This window comes from Rhizobium sp. K102 (assembly GCF_022385315.1).
GTDB lineage: Bacteria > Pseudomonadota > Alphaproteobacteria > Rhizobiales > Rhizobiaceae > Rhizobium > Rhizobium croatiense.
In genome coordinates this window covers 583,165-599,352 of sequence record NZ_CP092437.1, presented here as the reverse complement: position 1 = coordinate 599,352, position 16,188 = coordinate 583,165, and the positions used below count along the sequence as shown (strand labels likewise).

The following is a 16,188-nucleotide window of genomic DNA, read 5'->3' as shown; positions in this document are numbered from 1 at the left end:
CGCTATCGAATCTGTAATTATCTGTCAACTCTTGTAATCATCTGGGAACGTGGCTATGGTTTCGTCCGTAGCGCCGAGGAGGGCGTGAAGCGGCAGGTTGGGAGACCGCCGCACAAGCCGGTACAAGAGCTGCGCCGGTCTAAAACAGGGAGGAACTCGATGCCCAATGAAATTCTGTCGCGCGGTGTCACCCGCCGCGCCGTGCTTGGCGGTATGGCCGGCGTCGCAGCGCTGTCTGTCACCGGTCGCGCTTTCGCTGCCCCGGGAGGTGAAGCGCCGGCATTGGCACAGCTCGTCAAGGACGGAAAACTACCTCCGCTCGCCGAGCGTTTGCCGAAAAAGCCGATGGTGGTGACGCCGTTCGAAAAGGTCGGCACCTATGGCGGTTCGCTGCGGCGCGGCCTGCGCGGTTCATCGGACCATAACGGCATCCTGCGCATGGTCGGCAACCAGAGCCTTGTGCGCTGGAACCTGGAATTCACCGCCGTCCAGCCGAACCTGGCCGAACGCTGGGAGGTCAGCGACGACGCGACGCAATTCACCTTCCATCTCATCGAAGGCGTGCGCTGGTCCGACGGTCATCCCTTCACCGCTGACGACATCGTTTTCGCGATCGAAGACTGCGTCAAGAATACCGAGCTTTACAGCGCCACGCCGGCGCAGCTTGCCGTCGCGGGCAAGCCGGTCACCGTCGAGAAGATCGACGATTACACGGTGAAGTTCACCTTTGCGGCGGCCAACGCGCTTTATCTGGAAAATCTTGCCACGCCCCTCGGCCAGCATCCGACGCTCTTCCCGAAGCATTACTGCAGCCAGTTCCTGCCGAAATATAATCCCAACCTCGAGGCCGATGTGAAGAAGGCGGGTGTCACCAGCTGGACGGAACTGTTCCGCAGCCGCTGCGGCGACATCGAAATTCCGACGCGCTGGGGCAATGTCGACAAGCCGACGCTCGATCCCTGGGTAGTCAAGGAGCCCTATGTGGGCGGTGCGACCCGCGTCGTCATGACCCGCAACCCCTATTTCTGGCAGGTCGATACCGCAGGCAACCAGCTTCCCTATATCGACGCAATCAACTTCGGCATTTCGCAGGACGTCGAATCGCTGATGCTGAACGTCATCTCCGGCAAGATCGACATCCAGGAGCGCCACATCAGCGTGCTCGCAAACAAGCCAACGCTGTCCCAGAACATGCAGAAGGGCGACTACCGCCTGCTGACGCTCGTGCCTTCCGCCGCGCAACAGTGCCAGATCTACTTCAACATCACCCACAAAGATCCTGCCATGCGCAAGATGTTTGCCGACAAGTCGTTCCGGCAAGCGCTGTCGATCGGCATCAATCGGCCGGAACTTATCGATATCGTCTATTTCGGACAGAGCGAACCCTACCAGGCCGGGCCACGTCCGACCCATCCCTGGTACAACGAGAAATACGCTCGCCAATTCACCGAATATGATGCCGACAAGGCAGGCGCGATGCTCGATGAGGCCGGCTATAAGAAAGGCGGCGACGGTTTCCGCCTCCGGCCCGACGGCCAAAAGGTATTCTTCTCGATCGACGTCATTCCGACGCTCTACCCCGACCTCGTCGATGCCCTGGAACTGGTCAAGACGCATTGGGCCCAGATCGGTATCGACATGAAGGTCAATACGATCGAGCGGGCGCTCTATTACACCCGCGGCGACGACAACGCCCATGATGCGGCGGTGTGGCCGGGGCCGGGCGGTCTCGATCCGATGCTCGACCCGCGCGACTTTTTCGCCTTCCATCCGCAGGGCTCGCGTTATGCCATTCCTTGGACGCTCTGGTACACGTCCAACGGCGCGCGCGGCGAGGAGCCGCCGGAAAGCCAGAAGAAGCGCATGAAGCTTTTCGACGAGGCGCGTTCGACGGCCGATCTCGACAAGCGCGGCGCGATCATGAAGCAGATCTTCGATATCGCGGCGGAGGAATTCGAGACTGTGGGCCTTTGCCTTGCAGTCGGCGGCTTCGGCATCATCCGCAACAATCTGCGCAATGTTCCCGAGAAGGAGCCGGACAGCTGGTCCTGGCCCAATCCGGGGCCGGCGATGCCGCAGCAGTTCACCTTCACGAGCTGATTTTGATCGAGCGCCGTACCGACGGTACGGCGCTTTCTTCGGTTCGCCTTCCCCCTTGCCGGCCCTGATGGCCGGCGAGGCCCGGCTGGCAACGTTAATGCAAGAGGCGCCTTATGCTGGTCTTCATCGCCAAACGCTTGCTATGGATGATCCCATCGCTCTTCGCCGTCAGCTTCCTTGCTTTCGTGCTGATCCAGCTGCCGCCGGGCGATTATGTCACCACCTATATCGCGACGCTGGCAGCCTCCAACGAAATTGTCGACCAGAACACCGCGGCGCAATTGCGCGAGCGCTTCGGCCTCGACGATCCGATGCTCGTCCAATATTTCAAATGGATGTGGGGCATTCTCTTACGCGGCGATTTCGGCATTTCCTTCGAGTGGCAGCAGCCGGTCTCCGACCTGATCTGGGAGCGCATGGCGCTGACCCTCGTCCTGGCGCTGTCGACATTGATCGCCACCTGGGCGATCGCGCTGCCGATCGGCGTCTTTTCCGCCGTGCGCAAATATTCGATCGGCGATTACTTTTTCACCGCCTTCACCTTCTTCGGCCTCGCCATTCCATCCTTCCTGCTGGCGCTGGTGCTGATGTATGTCGCGGCGGTGGAATTCGGCCAGGATGTCGGCGGGCTGTTTTCGCCGCAATACGAGAACGCGCCCTGGAGTTTCGCCAAGATGGTCGATCTCTTCTCGCATCTGTGGCTTCCCGTCATCATCCTTGCCGTCTCCTCGACGGCGAGCCTCATCCGCGTCATGCGCGCCAACATGCTCGACGAACTGCCGAAGCCCTACGTGACGACGGCACGGGCAAAGGGGCTCTCGGAGTTCCGTCTGCTGATGAAATATCCTTTGATGATCGCGCTCAATCCGTTCATCTCGACGATCGCCTGGCTGCTGCCCAATCTCATTTCCGGCTCGGTCGTCGTCGCCATCGTTCTCAACCTGCCGACGGCAGCACCACTGCTGCTGCAGGCGCTGATGGCTCAGGACATGTATCTGGCCGGCGCCTTCGTTTTGCTGATCTGCGCCCTGACGCTGATAGGCTCCCTGATCAGCGACATCCTGCTTGCGCTTGTCGATCCCCGCATCCGGTTGGAATAGGAGCCTGATATGGCCGACATCACCGTGACAAACATTCAGCCGGACCGCGCCGCCGTCGCATCGCAGTGGCAGCTCATCTGGTGGGCTTTCCGCCGGCATCGGCTGGCCATGGTGGCGCTTGTCGTCACCGTGCTGATGTATATCGTTGCCCTGGTTCCCGGTTTCTTTGCCATCAACGATCCGTACCTGCAGAATGCCCGGGCGACCTTTCACCCGCCGCAGAAATTGCATCTGATCGATACCGAGAACGGGTTCTCCTTCGGCCCGCACTATTATCCGATGAAGCTGACCCGCGATCCGGAAACCCTGGCGGCGATCTTCAAGGAAGACACGACGAAGCGTGTCGACGTCCAATTTTTCGGGCGCGGCTACGAATATTCGGTATTTGGCCTGTTCAATACCAACATCCATCTGATCGCTTCGCCCGACAAGACCACGCCGCTGCTTCTCTTCGGCGCCGACCGGCTTGGGCGCGATGTCTTCAGCCGAACGGTGCAGGGTTCGCAAGTTTCGCTGTCGATCGGTCTTGTCGGCGTCTTCCTGTCGTTGATGCTCGGCATCGTGATCGGCGGTATCTCGGGATATTACGGCGGCCGCATCGATTTCTTCATGCAGCGCGTGATCGATTTCGTGCTGTCGCTGCCGACGATCCCGATCTGGCTCGCCATGGCTGCGGCCCTGCCGCAGGACTGGCCGGCGACGCTGCAATATATGATGATCACGATCATCCTGTCGCTGACCGGTTGGGCACAGCTCGCCCGCGTGGTTCGCGGCCGCTTCCTGTCCCTGCGCACCGAGGAATTCGTCGCCGCCGCCAGGCTCGACGGCGTGCGCGAAAGACGCATTATTTTTCGTCACATGCTGCCGAGCTTTGCCAGCCATATCATCGCGTCGATCACGCTTGCGGTGCCGGCGATGATTCTTGCCGAAACCTCGCTCTCCTTCCTCGGGCTCGGGCTGCAGCCGCCGACCATCTCCTGGGGCGTGCTGCTGCGCGAGGCCCAGAACATTCGCTCGATCGCCACCGCACCCTGGCTGTTCATGCCGGGCTGCGCCGTCGTGGTCGCCGTGATGGCGCTCAACCTTCTCGGCGATGGCCTGCGCGATGCGGCCGATCCCTACAACAAATGAGGCCGGCATGACCGATATCGTATCCCTTGCCGGCAAGCCGCTGCTCCAGGTGAAAAACCTGACGGTCGATTTCCCGCTGCGCACCGGCGTCTTTCGCGCCGTCAACGATCTGTCTTTCTCGATCGAACCGGGCAAGACGCTCTGTGTCGTCGGCGAAAGCGGATCCGGCAAGTCGGTGACGGCCCGTTCGATCCTGCAGATCGTCGATGCGCCCGGTCGTATTGCTGCCGGATCGATCGTCCTGAACGATCGGCACGGCGGCTCGACCGATCTGACCAGAACTCAATCCGCGCGGACGCCAGATCCGGGCGATCCGCGGCCGCGACATCGCCATGATCTTCCAGGAGCCGATGTCGTCGCTGTCGCCGATCCACACGGTCGGCAACCAGATCGTCGAGGCGCTTCGTCTGCACACAAGGATGAGCAAGGCGGAGGCGCGGGCGGAGGCCATATCGCTGCTGAAGCAGGTCGAGATTCCCTTCCCGGAAAAAGCGCTGGATCGCTATGCTTTCCAATATTCCGGTGGCATGCGCCAGCGTGCGATGATTGCCATGGCGCTCGCCTGCAAGCCGCAGCTGCTGATCGCCGACGAACCGACCACGGCCCTCGACGTGACGACGCAGGCCGAAATTCTCGACCTGATCGCCCGGCTGCAGAAGGCGAACGGCATGGCCGTTCTCTTCATCACGCATGACATGGGCGTCGTGGCGCAGATCGCCGACGACGTGCTCGTGATGCACAACGGCGTGGCGAAGGAATATGGGCCGGTCGAGCAGATCTTTCATGCGCCGAAAGACGACTATACCCGCATGCTGATCGGTTCGGTGCTGAAGCTTGAGCAGAAGGCCGAAATCCGGCTGGCGCGCGCACCGCTCGACAGGACTGCGGCGCCGATCCTCGAACTGCGCAATCTGTCGATGAATTTCGGCGAATTGAAAGCGCTGGACGATGTTTCCATTTCGCTGCTGCCGGGCGAGACGCTCGGCATTGTCGGCGAAAGCGGATCCGGCAAGACGACGATGGGCCGTTCGATCATGCGACTGCTCGATCCGACTGCCGGCGAGATCCTCTACCGCCGCGCCGGCGGCGAGGTCATCGATCTGGCAACGGCAAAGGGCCAGACGCTCGCCGCCGCACGGCGCGAATTGCGCATGGTGTTTCAGGATCCGTTCGGCTCCCTCAACCCGCGCATGACCGTTTCCCAGATCATCGGCGAGCCGTTGCTGGTCAACGGCGTTGCAAAGGGGCGGGCTTTGGACGAGCGCGTCTGCCATCTCATGGAGCAAGTGGGCCTCGATCCGAGGGCGCGCGAACGCTATCCGCATGCATTCTCCGGCGGCCAGCGCCAGCGCATCGGCATTGCCCGCGCCATCACGCTCAATCCGCGTGTCATCGTTGCCGATGAGGCGACCTCGGCGCTCGACGTCTCCGTGCGCTCGCAGGTTCTCGATCTGCTGATGCGTCTGCAGGACGAACTCGGCCTCGCCTATATCTTCATCAGCCATGACATCGGCGTCATTCGCTACATGTGCGACCGCGTCGGCGTCATGTACAAAGGCCAGCTCGTCGAAATCGGCGACGCGGAGAAGGTCTGCCGCACACCCGAGCACGCCTACACCCAGGCGCTGATATCGGCGATCCCGCGCCCCGATCCGCGCGACCGCGATCGTTCCGGGCGTTTCCGCTATGTCGCGCCGGATAATCTGAAGCCCGACAGTCTGAAGAATGGAAGTTCTCAGAGATGAAAATCACCGGAATCCGCACGTTTCTCATGCATGTCGGCCAGCCCGATCCCGCCAACTGGGCGTCCGACCAGCCTTCCGGCGATCGCACCTCCAAGCAATTCGGCGGCACCAGAAACTGGCTCTTTCTGAAAATCGATACCAATGAGGGCTTCACCGGTATCGGCGAGTGCTCGGGTTGGCCGCGCGTCGTCGAGACGGCGATCCATGACCTTGCACCGCTGCTCATCGGCGAGGATCCGGCGCATATCGAACGGCTGTGGCAGAAGATGCATACCGCGATGATGGGCCATGGCATGCTCGGAACGGTCGGCGGCGGCGCGATGACCGGCATCGACATGGCGCTCTGGGACATTAAGGGCAAGGCGCTCGGTGTGCCGGTCTGGATGCTGCTCGGCGGCAAGGTGCGGGATCGGATCCCGATCTATTCCCATGCCAATACGCCCGAGCGCGCGCTTGCACTCAGGGAGCGCGGCATCAAGGCGATCAAGTGCGGCGGCGTCGCCGATCCCGTCCGCAAGGTCGCGGCGCTGCGCGATGCCGTCGGCAACGATATGGACATTGCCATCGATCTGCATGGACCGCCTTGGCTGACGCCCGCCGATGCCTGCCGGCTGGCGCGCGCACTCGAACCCTATGAACTGATGTGGGTGGAAGATCCGATCGCGCCGGAGAATGTCGACGGCTACCGGCGCATCCGCGACGCCGCTTATGTGCCGCTTGCGGCCGGCGAACGTTCGGCAACCATCTTCGGCGAGCGAGAGCTGATCGAAAGAGAGCTGGTCGACGTGATCCAGCCGGATACCGGCCGGGCCGGCGGCATCACGCAGATGAAGAAGATCGCGGCCATGGCCGAGGCCCATCATATCCAGATGGCGCCGCATTCGGGCTCGCTCGGACCGGTGGCCGAATTTGCCGCCTTGCACCTGCTTGCGGCGATCCCGAACGCTCTGATCCTCGAGCGGCTCGACGATGACTGGGACGGCCGCCGTCAGACCATCGTGCCGCATCCCGAGCAGGTCGACGGACTGATCGCGGTTCCCGATGGTCCGGGGCTGGGCTGCGATATCGACGAGGAATTCGTCGCCCGCTTCCCCAGCGCCGGCAATGTCTCGGTGCCGCAAGCCGCCGGCGCCTACAATCCCGGAACCGACAACGAGCATGTCTACGTGCAGACGCGCGTGGCGCGCCGCAGCTATTTCAATCGCTAGAAGGACAGAATGATGAAGATCGACCGCATGCGGGTGTTCATGACCCGCGACAAGGACCGTCCGCGCGTGATCGTCGCGCTCGATACCGATGACGGGCTGACAGGGTGGGGCGAATGCTACAATCACGGCCCCGACAAGGCGCTGCCGCCGCTGCTCGATTATCTCTACGGCTTTCTCTCCGGCCAGGACCCGACACGCGTCGAATATCTGGTCAATCTGCTGATCCAGCAGAGCCGCTTCCCGCCGGGCGCGCTTGGCCTTGCCGCGATCTCCGCGCTCGACCATTGCCTGTGGGACCTTGCGGCCAAGGCCGCGAACGTGCCGGTTTACAAGCTGCTCGGCGGCGAGGTGCGCGACCGCATCAAGGTCTATGCCGGGGTCTACACCGCGCCCGATGCGCCGGCCGCCCGTGAGGAATTCGACCGCCTGAAGGAGGGCTGGGGTTTCACCGCCTTCAAGCTCAGCCCCTGGCGGATCGACATGCACTCCAATCGCTGGGGCAATGTCGTGAAGGCCTCGGCGGATTATTTCCGCTCGTTGCGCGAAACGGTCAACGACGAATACGAGATCGCCTTCGATGCGCATGCCAAGATTTTCGAGCCGATCGCGGCGCGCCAGCTCGGCAATGCGCTGGCGCCTTACGATCCGCTGTTTTTCGAGGAGCCGCTGCGTCCCGAGAATATCGAGGCCTGGGGCGACCTGAAACAGGGCCTCAACTGCACGCTTGCGACCGGCGAGTCGCTCTACAACAGAAACGAATTCCTGCGTCTGCTGCAGGTCAAGGGCGCCGATCTCATCCAGCCGGATATCTGCGTCGTCGGCGGCATCAGCGAGATGCGCCGCATCGCCACACTTGCCGAAGCCTATTTCGTCGGTGTCGCGCCGCACAATCCGATGGGGCCGCTGGCGACGGCGGTCAACGTGCATTTTTCGGCCGCGGCGCAGAATTTCCGCATCCTCGAATACCGGCTGCCGAAAGGCCAAGCCTATGTCTATGGCGGCCTCGATGTCGAGAAGCGCCAGGGAGAGACCCGCTACGTCGTCGATCCCTATCTGCCGAAGGACGGCTATCTCGAACTGCGTCCCGACCGGCCCGGCTGGGGCGTGGAAATGGACGAGAAAGCGATGGAAGAGGAAGGCTACATCCACTGGCAGCGGCGGGTGCCGAAGCGGCCGGACGGCTCCTACGCCTTCGCTTAAAAACCGAAAACTGGCCGCTGCCGTAGGGAGCGGCCAGTTTCTTTTTGCTCCAAAGCGCGTCGCATCAAATTTGAGTCATGCGACGTGCTTTAGCTCTTTGTTTTTATGCATGTCGTTGTCCCGGAATCGCTGCACCCTTGCGGGTGACATGCATTAAGCATCTTTCGGCAGCACTGAGCGAACCCTTGCGATGAAGACATGGAAGTCCTGCATGAACTTGCGAAGGAAGTCGGCGGTGGCCTCGTTCGTGACCTCGCCGTCATCGGTGATCAGCCCCGGTGTGAACTGGATGTAGGCTTCCGGGGCGTTCATCTGGGGCGAGTTGCAGAAACTGAGCACGCTGCGCAAATTCTGCTGGGCGATTGCGGTGCCGATCGCGCCCGGCGAGGTGCCGATGACCGCTGACGGCTTGCGCGTGAACGAGTTGGTGCCGTAGGGGCGGCTTGCCCAGTCGATGGCGTTTTTCAGCCCGCCGGGTATGGATCGATTGTATTCGGGCGTGACGAACAGCACGGCGTCGACGGCCGCGATTGCTGCCTTGAATGCCTTGCCGGCCGGAGGGTAGTCGGCGTCATAGTCGTAGCTGTAGAGGGGCAGATCCTTGAAGGATATCTCCGACATTTCAAGTTCCGGCGGGGCGAGCCGCACCAGCGCCTTGGCGAGCTTGCGATTGATCGAGCCCTTGGCGAGGCTGCCGATGAGATAACCGACTTTATGCGTGGTCATGGCGTTCTCCAATATCGCGGATGATCAAGGACCGATCATACGCAGGAAGCATGGAAGGGGTCTCTTGTTCCCTGAGCGCATACATTACTCGTCGACGAAAGTGACCGTCTCGGCGAGGGGCGCGCGGCCCGTCCGGGCAAAACTGACTGCGGGATCCTCGTACCCGATCGACATGCCGCAGAAGAGGATGAGCCCGTCCGGCGGTGACAGGGCTTCCGCAACCGTCTCGCGAACCTGTGACCATGCCATTTGCGGGCAACTGTGCAGTCCTTCGGCGCGCAACAGCAGCATGACGGTCTGCAGATACATGCCGACATCGGCCCATTGGGGTGGGCCCAGGTCACGGTCGATGTAGCAGAACAGGGCGGCCGGCGCGCCGAAGCAGTTCCAGTTGGCGATTGCTGCCCGCTGGCGCGCCTCCCAGTCCTCGCGGGTAATGCCGAGCGCGCTGTAGCGCTCCCTGCCGAAGGCGGACCGGCGCTCCCCGTACGGCGACTTGAGCGCGGCCGGGTACATCTCGTACTGCCGCTTGTCCCAGGGGTCGCCGTGGGCCACGCGCTCGATGGCGGATGTCTTGAGCTCGGCCAGCGACGCGCCGGTCATCACGTAAGTGTTCCACGGCTGGATGTTCGATCCTGACGGCGACCAAGCGGCGGCGGACAGTACGCGCTCGAGTGTCTCCCTCGCCACAGGCTTGTCTTTGAATCCACGCACCGACCGTCGGCTTGTGACTGCCTCATAGACGTCCATGATCGCCTTCTCCTGACCCTTCCGTTGCTGATGTGGTTCATTATCTCCATTCGTAATGGAGGCGTAACCACACCCTGGTCTAGGAGGCGTACATCAAACGTTCATCAGGGATTGAGCGGCAAGAGCAACATGGTCATTTCGTCAACTGCCCGGCCCGGACGCGTTCTCCCGGGGAGTGACGGCGCGATCCGAAGATATCGGCGAGCGTATCGAGCATCGTCCTCGCCGTGTCGGATTGAAGGGAATAATAGATCGTCTGGGCAGCCCTTCGCGTCTGCACGAGTCCGTGTTCTCGAAGAATTGCCAGATGCTGGGAAGTCGAAGATTGGCTCAATCCCACTTCATCCGCCAGATCTGTCACCGACACTTCTCCCTCGGTCAACAGATGCAGAATGTGGAGTCGTTTGGCGTTCCCCATGGCCGACAAGAAGGTTGCTTCGATGTCGAAGGCGTTGGTTTTTGGGGAAGGCGTGGCTGACGATCGATTGTTCAGGCGCGATCTCCTTATGGAAACAAGCCGGACATGAGGCCATATCCTTGAGCTTTAATTTAGAGATAACGCATGGGTGCGAAGCCGAAACCCATTGCCGGCTCCGCGTCGTCTTTTTCAACGCGAATCGGATACGACGCGCATGAAATGGACAGGCGGATCGTGTGTGAGGCCGGTATTCGTCTTCATTGGACAGCGCTAGGCAGAGCTAACGCGAGCCGGCCTGGCGCATTTGCGCCGGCAGCGTTTCCCAGGCCCGGATCAGTTCACCGATCGAAGCGGCCTCCATCTTGTGCATCACATTGCTGCGATGCAGCTTGACCGTCACTTCGCTGATGCCGAGATCGAAGGCGATCTGCTTGTTGAGGCGTCCGCGCGCCACTTCGTGCAGAACTTCGCGCTCGCGCTGTGTCAACGTCTCCAGGCGTTTGACATTGCGCTTGGCGATTGCAGCTTCGGCCCGTCGTTCGGCATCCATCGCAATGGCCGCAGTGACCGCGTCGAGCAGCGTTTGATCCCGCACCGGTTTGGTGAGAAAATCCACGGCACCCGCCTTCATTGCCTGGACGGTCATCGGAATGTCGCCGTGGCCGGTCAGAAAAATGATCGGCTTGGAAATGCCGTTTTCGGCCAGTTGGCTCTGCAGGTGAAGGCCGCTTGCTCCCGGCATTCGCACATCGAGGATCAGGCAGCCGGGGTTCTCCAATATGTTGGCGTCAAGCAATTCTCGGGTCGAGGCAAAACTGACCGGCTGAAAACCCGCCGACAGGATCAGCTCGGACAGGGCCTCGCGTACCGATGCGTCGTCATCGACGATAATGACGAGAGGCTGGTCTTCCTGATATCTGCACTGCAATGATAACGGCGCCGATCTCCGCAGCAACGGCTGGTCAACTCTCATGTCACCCTCCATCTCTCGATTGACGTAAAGCATTGGCGATAGCCGTCAGCAGGGCCTGCGCATCGAAGGGCTTGCGGAAGAATCCGCCGCCGCCCTGAGCGCGGCCTTGATCGGCGATCTCGTGGCGGCCCGTGATCAGGAACACCGGCAAGTCGGGACGCGATTTTCTCACCAGGTCACGAAGCTCGAAGCCGTCGATGCCAGGCATTCCAATATCGGTGATGAGCAGGTCGAGGTCCGACAGCCCGCTGACGAGCAGCGAGCCCGCCGACGGGAAACCGCGGGCCACGTAACCGGCCGATTCCAGAAGGTCGCCCATCGATTCCAGCAGTCTTGGATCGTCATCGACAATTGCGACGACATATCTTGTCTCGTTCATGTTCAATTCCCCCCACCCGGCGCGAGTGGGTAATCGGTATTTCCAGTTTCTCCGCGATCCGCACGAGATCGGCGAGCGAGGCCGCCGCCATCTTCTGCATCACATTTCTTCGATGGATCTGCAGGGTGACTTCGCTGATCCCGAGTTCGGCTGCCGCCTGCTTGTTGAGAAGACCGCTGACCACGAGCGGCAGCACCTCCCGCTCGCGCGGCGTCAGGTCGAGATAGTGTCGTTTCAGCATGTCGAGCTCGGCGCGTCCCGATCGCTTTTCTCGATCCTCGGCGAGTGCCGCATGGATTGCCTTCAAGAGGTCAGCGTCACTGAACGGTTTGGTCAGAAAATCCACCGCGCCATGCTTGATCGCGCGCACGGAGGAGGGAATGTCGCCATGCCCGGTAATGAAGACGATAGGCGGATGGTCCCTGTCGGCGATCTGCCTCTGCAGATCGAGGCCGTTGATGTCGGGCAGCTCGATATCGAGGATGAGGCAGGCGGGCACATCGGGCTTGTCGGCTCTCACATAGTCGCCGGCCGATTCAAAGGCAACGGCGCGCATGCCGTGCGAATCCAGCAGCTCGCCGAGCGCTTCACGGATGCGTTCATCGTCATCGACGATGAAGACGATATGGTCATCGGCCGTCATGATGCCGCCTTGGTTTCTATCGGCAAGGTGAAGATCAACGTTGCTCCGTGCGGATTGTTCTTCTCTGCCCACAATCGTCCGCCATGCAGCTCGACGATTGAGCGGCAGATGGCCAGACCCATGCCCATGCCGTGTTCCTTGGTCGTGAAGAACGGCTCGAACATCTTCTCGGGAAACTCGATCCCCCGGCCGCGATCGCTGATTTCGGTCTGGATGGCATTGCCCACATGGTGCACGCGCATCTCGATCACCTTGTCGTCGGCAATGGCGTCCATCGCCTCGATGCCGTTGCGGATGAGATTGATCAGAACCTGCTGGATCTGGATGCGATCGACGGCGATGAGCGGAAGGTTGCCATCGACCGCGACCTCGATCCGGGCGCGCCGGCGCACCGCTTCGTCCGCCATCAGGTTGCGCGCCTCGCTGATGACTCCTGAAAGCGCCGTATGAACCCTCCTGTCTGCGGATTGTTTGAACAGGGCGCGGATACGGCTGACGACCTCCGCCGCCGAGTTGGCGTCGCGGATGATGCGCTCGACCGTCCTCTGCGCTCGCTCCATATTCGGAGGATCGGCCATCAGCCAGCGCTGGCAGGCATGCGAGTTTGCAACGACGGCGGCGAGCGGCTGGTTCACCTCGTGGGCGATCGAGGCCGAAAGCTCGGCAAGGCTCGCCACCTGGCTCGCCCGCGCAAGGCCCTCTCGCGCCTGACGCAAATCTTCCTCCGCCCGAACTTCGCCGTCGATATCGAGGCAGATGACATTCCACTGGACGATGACGCCTTCGGCATTGCGCATCGGCGCAGCGCGTGTCTCGACCCAGCGATATTCGCCATCGAACCGCCGCAGACGATGCCGGCGCGCATAGGGCTCGCCGGTGCGCAATGAATGGGCATAGTCCAGTTTGACGCTCGCCACGTCGTCGGGATGAACGCCGGCGTCGAGCGTGCCGTCCAACCGGGTCTTTCCCTTGCCGTCCAGTTCTTCCAGCTTATAACCGAGGAAATCGCGGAGCTGAGGATTACGGTATACCGGTTCCCCATCCGGAGCCGCGCAATCGATCATTGCCGGCAATGTTTCGACGATCTGCCAGAGCGAACGTTCCCTCTCGCGCAACTCCTCCTCGATGCGAAGCTGATCGTCGATGTCATGCGTCAGGCCGTACCATTGAATGATCCGCCCGCTCTCGTCCCTCAACGGCTCGGCGCTGCCTCTGACCCAGCGGTAGACGCCATCCGCGCGCCGCAGACGATACTGTTTCGAGAAGCGCTCCCCGGTGGCGAAGGAATGCCTCAGCGCCTCGGCAAGGCTTTGCGCATCGTCGGGATGGATGGCGGCTTCGATGATGGCGGCTAGCCGGTTCATGCCGGGCTTGCCTGTGTCTGCAATATCGGGACCGAGAAAATTGATCAGCCGCTTGTTGAAGAAGGTCGGCTCCCCCTCCGCGTTCAAGCGCCAGAGAAGGCTCGGTACGATGTCGACGAGCTGCGACAGCTCCCGTTCCCGCTCACGCAGGGCCTGTTGCGCGCGCACCTCGTCATCGATGTCGACCGCCGCCGCGTACCATTGCAAGATCGCTCCATTCTGATCCCGCAAAGGCTCTGCGCGACCTTCCATCCAGCGATATTCTCCGTCCGCCCAACGCCGGCGATACCGTATCGTGTAGGGCTCGCCGGTCGCAAGCGCGTGAGCGAGCACCTCTCTCATGCGGGGTCCGTCCTCGGGATGGACGGTCGCACTGATGATGGCCGCCGAGCGGCTGATATCAGGCTTGTCCCAGGCTGCGACATCATCGACCCCGATGGAATGCAGGGTGCGCCTACTGAAGAAGGTCGGCTCGCCGTTGGGCGCCATGCGGGCGATGTGAACCGGGACCATGTCCACGAGCTGCGAGAGCTCGCGCTCGCGGTCACGCAAGCCCTCCAGCGCACGGACCTCTTCGTCGACGTCGAGAGAAACCCCGTACCACTGCACGACCTTTCCGTCATCATCGCGCCGCGGCTCCACCCTGCATTCGGCCCAGCGATAGACGCCGTCCTGCTCGCGCCAGCGAAACCGCATCACAGTGCCACTGCCGGTTTCGAAGCAGTTCCGCAGACTATGCTGAACCTTGGGTGCATCCTCGGGATGGATCAGCCGCTGCAGCAAATCTTCGATGCTCGGCTCGTCGATAGCCTCGAAATCGGCAATGACGGCGCGAAAATGGTCTTGGTACCGCTTGTTGAAGTAGATCGAGCCGCCCGTAGGCTCCACGCTCCACACGCGGACCGGAACGGCATCGATCATCTGCTGAAGCTGCCTTTCGCTGTGTCTGAGCGCCTCTTCGGCGCGAACCTGATCGTCAATGTCATGGCAAAGCCCGTACCACTGGAGGATACTGCCCGTCTGATCCCTTAACGGTTCGGCTCGGCTCGACATCCATCGATAAACGCCGTCGGCGCGGCGCAGCCGATAGCGCATGGCGAAGATCTCGCCGGTGACGAGGCAATGGCTGAGCGCTGTGCTGAATTCGGCCGCGTCATCGGGATGAACGATAGCCTGAACGAGCGCTTCCAGCCGCCTCATATCGGGTTTGTCGGAATCCCCAACCTCAAGGCCGAGGAAATCGACCATGCGTTTGTTAAAGAAGGTCGGTTCGCCCTCGGGCGTCAGACGCCAGACGTGGCTCGGCACCATGTCGACGAGCTGCGAGAGCTCCCGTTCCCTTTCGCGCAATGCCTCCACACTTTGGCGCAGCGAAAGCGCTGCCAGTTGATGCTGGCGGGATATGGCGGCGACAATGAGCGCCGAAAGCGCCGAGATGGCCAGAAAAAGCTGCAGCATGATCTGCTTGTGTTTCTGGGCCTCCGGATCCCCGGCGAATTGGCTGGCGCCCGTTATCGTGAAGATTGCCGTTATCAGCGCCAGCAGCACGAGTGACACCGCCGCGCCCTTGAACTCGAAGCGGACCGCGGCCCACAGAAGCGGCGGCATGATGATATAGGCGAAGGGCAGGTAGCCGCTCAGCGAAAGAGCGGCAATGGCTAGAAATATCAGGCCGAGAACGCAGGCTTCCATCCACTGTGTGGTCGAAAGCTGCGGTCTGCCCTGCCAGTTGTGGAGCACGACCAGCGCCAGCGGCGCCACAATGAGGACGCCGGTAGCATCGCCGATCCACCACAGAGGCCATGCCGTCGCGAAGGATTGTGACAGGATGCTGAACCAGGCAAGCGTAGCACTTCCCACAGTCGCGCTGACGATCGGCGCAACCCCGGCGCCCAGCGCGACGAAAGCAAGGACTTCCTGCAGGCTTTCCAGTCGCACCGGCCGTGTCAGGACGCGGTTCACGAGCCAGGCTCCCACCAGCGCTTCCAGGGCATTGCCGACATAGATCAGAAAGGCGGCGACTGGTGGGCTGTGAAACCAGAGGACATTGCTGAACATCTCTGCCAGGCAGCCGCCCGCCACCCACCACGGCCAGCTGTAGCCGGAGCTGAGAATAAGCGTCGCGATGAAAAGTCCGCTCGCCGGCCAGATGGAAATGCCGGTTCCAGGCACGATCGCAAGAGATTGAGCAAAGCCGCAGGCAAGCACATAAGCTGCAACAAAGAAGCCCAGATGCAAAAGCTTGGGACGGTGCGACCAGACGCTCATCATCAGCTGCTCCTGCCGGACGGAAATAACCGGGGGGTCGTCAGCATTTGCGATGGTTGTTTTTGATTTTGGGGCCGGCGAGTTCATGTTCGAACCGTAATCCTGCCTCACCACAACCGCAACTCATGGAAACCCATGCATTGCGCGGGATGTAGCCGGATTTCGGAGTGAAGAGGGATGCAG

Annotated in this window: 12 protein-coding genes and 1 pseudogene; 6 read left to right on the top strand and 7 right to left on the bottom strand. The window is 61.6% G+C overall.

Features of this window, described 5'->3' with window-relative positions:
- Positions 1–159: 159 nt before the first annotated feature.
- The 6 genes and pseudogenes from MHI61_RS30365 to MHI61_RS30340 all read left to right on the top strand — a co-directional run bounded on the left by MHI61_RS30365 (position 160) and on the right by MHI61_RS30340 (position 8,484).
- Positions 160–2,100, top strand: a complete 1,941-nt coding sequence (locus tag MHI61_RS30365) for an ABC transporter substrate-binding protein (RefSeq protein WP_239793135.1) — start codon at positions 160–162, stop codon at positions 2,098–2,100.
- A gap of 113 nt (positions 2,101–2,213) precedes the next feature.
- Positions 2,214–3,200, top strand: coding sequence for an ABC transporter permease (locus MHI61_RS30360; RefSeq protein ID WP_239793134.1), 987 nt, complete (start codon positions 2,214–2,216; stop codon positions 3,198–3,200).
- A 9-nt stretch (positions 3,201–3,209) separates the two neighbouring features.
- Positions 3,210–4,331 (top strand): ABC transporter permease, encoded by a 1,122-nt coding sequence (locus MHI61_RS30355; protein WP_097607710.1) that lies wholly within the window; start codon positions 3,210–3,212, stop codon positions 4,329–4,331.
- Between the two features lie 7 nt (positions 4,332–4,338).
- Positions 4,339–6,076 (top strand): annotated as a pseudogene (locus MHI61_RS30350) (ABC transporter ATP-binding protein).
- Positions 6,073–7,284, top strand: coding sequence for a mandelate racemase/muconate lactonizing enzyme family protein (locus MHI61_RS30345; RefSeq protein WP_239793133.1), 1,212 nt, complete (start codon positions 6,073–6,075; stop codon positions 7,282–7,284). The pseudogene MHI61_RS30350 and the gene MHI61_RS30345 overlap by 4 nt, the downstream one beginning before the upstream one ends.
- Positions 7,285–7,296: 12 nt before the next feature.
- On the top strand, positions 7,297–8,484 hold the full coding sequence (locus MHI61_RS30340) for a mandelate racemase/muconate lactonizing enzyme family protein (RefSeq protein ID WP_239793416.1): 1,188 nt from the start codon (positions 7,297–7,299) through the stop codon (positions 8,482–8,484).
- Between the two features lie 153 nt (positions 8,485–8,637).
- Here the strand turns inward: MHI61_RS30340 and MHI61_RS30335 are convergent, their stop codons facing one another.
- The 7 genes from MHI61_RS30335 to MHI61_RS30305 form a co-directional block, all read right to left on the bottom strand.
- Complete coding sequence (locus MHI61_RS30335; protein ID WP_097607707.1) at positions 8,638–9,210, bottom strand: NADPH-dependent FMN reductase; 573 nt, start codon at positions 9,208–9,210, stop codon at positions 8,638–8,640.
- A gap of 84 nt (positions 9,211–9,294) precedes the next feature.
- Complete coding sequence (locus tag MHI61_RS30330) at positions 9,295–9,960, bottom strand: nitroreductase (RefSeq protein ID WP_097580913.1); 666 nt, start codon at positions 9,958–9,960, stop codon at positions 9,295–9,297.
- A gap of 133 nt (positions 9,961–10,093) precedes the next feature.
- The gene (locus tag MHI61_RS30325) at positions 10,094–10,402 is read right to left on the bottom strand and encodes a metalloregulator ArsR/SmtB family transcription factor (protein ID WP_239793415.1); all 309 of its coding nucleotides are present in this window, start codon (positions 10,400–10,402) and stop codon (positions 10,094–10,096) included.
- A 256-nt stretch (positions 10,403–10,658) separates the two neighbouring features.
- Positions 10,659–11,351 carry a response regulator transcription factor gene (locus tag MHI61_RS30320; RefSeq protein ID WP_183843400.1) on the bottom strand — a complete coding sequence of 231 codons (693 nt, stop codon included), beginning with the start codon at positions 11,349–11,351 and terminating at the stop codon, positions 10,659–10,661.
- A gap of 1 nt (position 11,352) precedes the next feature.
- Positions 11,353–11,730, bottom strand: coding sequence for a response regulator (locus MHI61_RS30315; protein WP_239793132.1), 378 nt, complete (start codon positions 11,728–11,730; stop codon positions 11,353–11,355).
- Positions 11,693–12,373: a response regulator gene (locus tag MHI61_RS30310; RefSeq protein WP_239793131.1), complete on the bottom strand. Its 681-nt coding sequence runs from the start codon at positions 12,371–12,373 to the stop codon at positions 11,693–11,695. Before MHI61_RS30310 ends, MHI61_RS30315 begins: the two co-directional genes overlap by 38 nt.
- On the bottom strand, positions 12,370–16,008 hold the full coding sequence (locus MHI61_RS30305) for a PAS domain-containing protein (RefSeq protein ID WP_239793130.1): 3,639 nt from the start codon (positions 16,006–16,008) through the stop codon (positions 12,370–12,372). The genes MHI61_RS30310 and MHI61_RS30305 overlap by 4 nt, the downstream gene beginning before the upstream one ends.
- Positions 16,009–16,188 lie beyond the last annotated feature (180 nt).

Excerpts from the sequence above, each read along its gene's own strand:
- MHI61_RS30365 (WP_239793135.1), top strand. The coding sequence starts at position 160 with ATGCCCAATGAAATTCTGTCGCGCGGTGTCACCCGCCGCGCCGTGCTT.
- MHI61_RS30360 (WP_239793134.1), top strand. The coding sequence starts at position 2,214 with ATGCTGGTCTTCATCGCCAAACGCTTGCTATGGATGATCCCATCGCTC.
- MHI61_RS30355 (WP_097607710.1), top strand. The coding sequence starts at position 3,210 with ATGGCCGACATCACCGTGACAAACATTCAGCCGGACCGCGCCGCCGTC.
- MHI61_RS30345 (WP_239793133.1), top strand. The coding sequence starts at position 6,073 with ATGAAAATCACCGGAATCCGCACGTTTCTCATGCATGTCGGCCAGCCC.
- MHI61_RS30340 (WP_239793416.1), top strand. The coding sequence starts at position 7,297 with ATGAAGATCGACCGCATGCGGGTGTTCATGACCCGCGACAAGGACCGT.
- MHI61_RS30335 (WP_097607707.1), bottom strand. The coding sequence starts at position 9,210 with ATGACCACGCATAAAGTCGGTTATCTCATCGGCAGCCTCGCCAAGGGC.
- MHI61_RS30330 (WP_097580913.1), bottom strand. The coding sequence starts at position 9,960 with ATGGACGTCTATGAGGCAGTCACAAGCCGACGGTCGGTGCGTGGATTC.
- MHI61_RS30320 (WP_183843400.1), bottom strand. The coding sequence starts at position 11,351 with ATGAGAGTTGACCAGCCGTTGCTGCGGAGATCGGCGCCGTTATCATTG.
- MHI61_RS30315 (WP_239793132.1), bottom strand. The coding sequence starts at position 11,730 with ATGAACGAGACAAGATATGTCGTCGCAATTGTCGATGACGATCCAAGA.
- MHI61_RS30310 (WP_239793131.1), bottom strand. The coding sequence starts at position 12,373 with ATGACGGCCGATGACCATATCGTCTTCATCGTCGATGACGATGAACGC.
- MHI61_RS30305 (WP_239793130.1), bottom strand. The coding sequence starts at position 16,008 with ATGATGAGCGTCTGGTCGCACCGTCCCAAGCTTTTGCATCTGGGCTTC.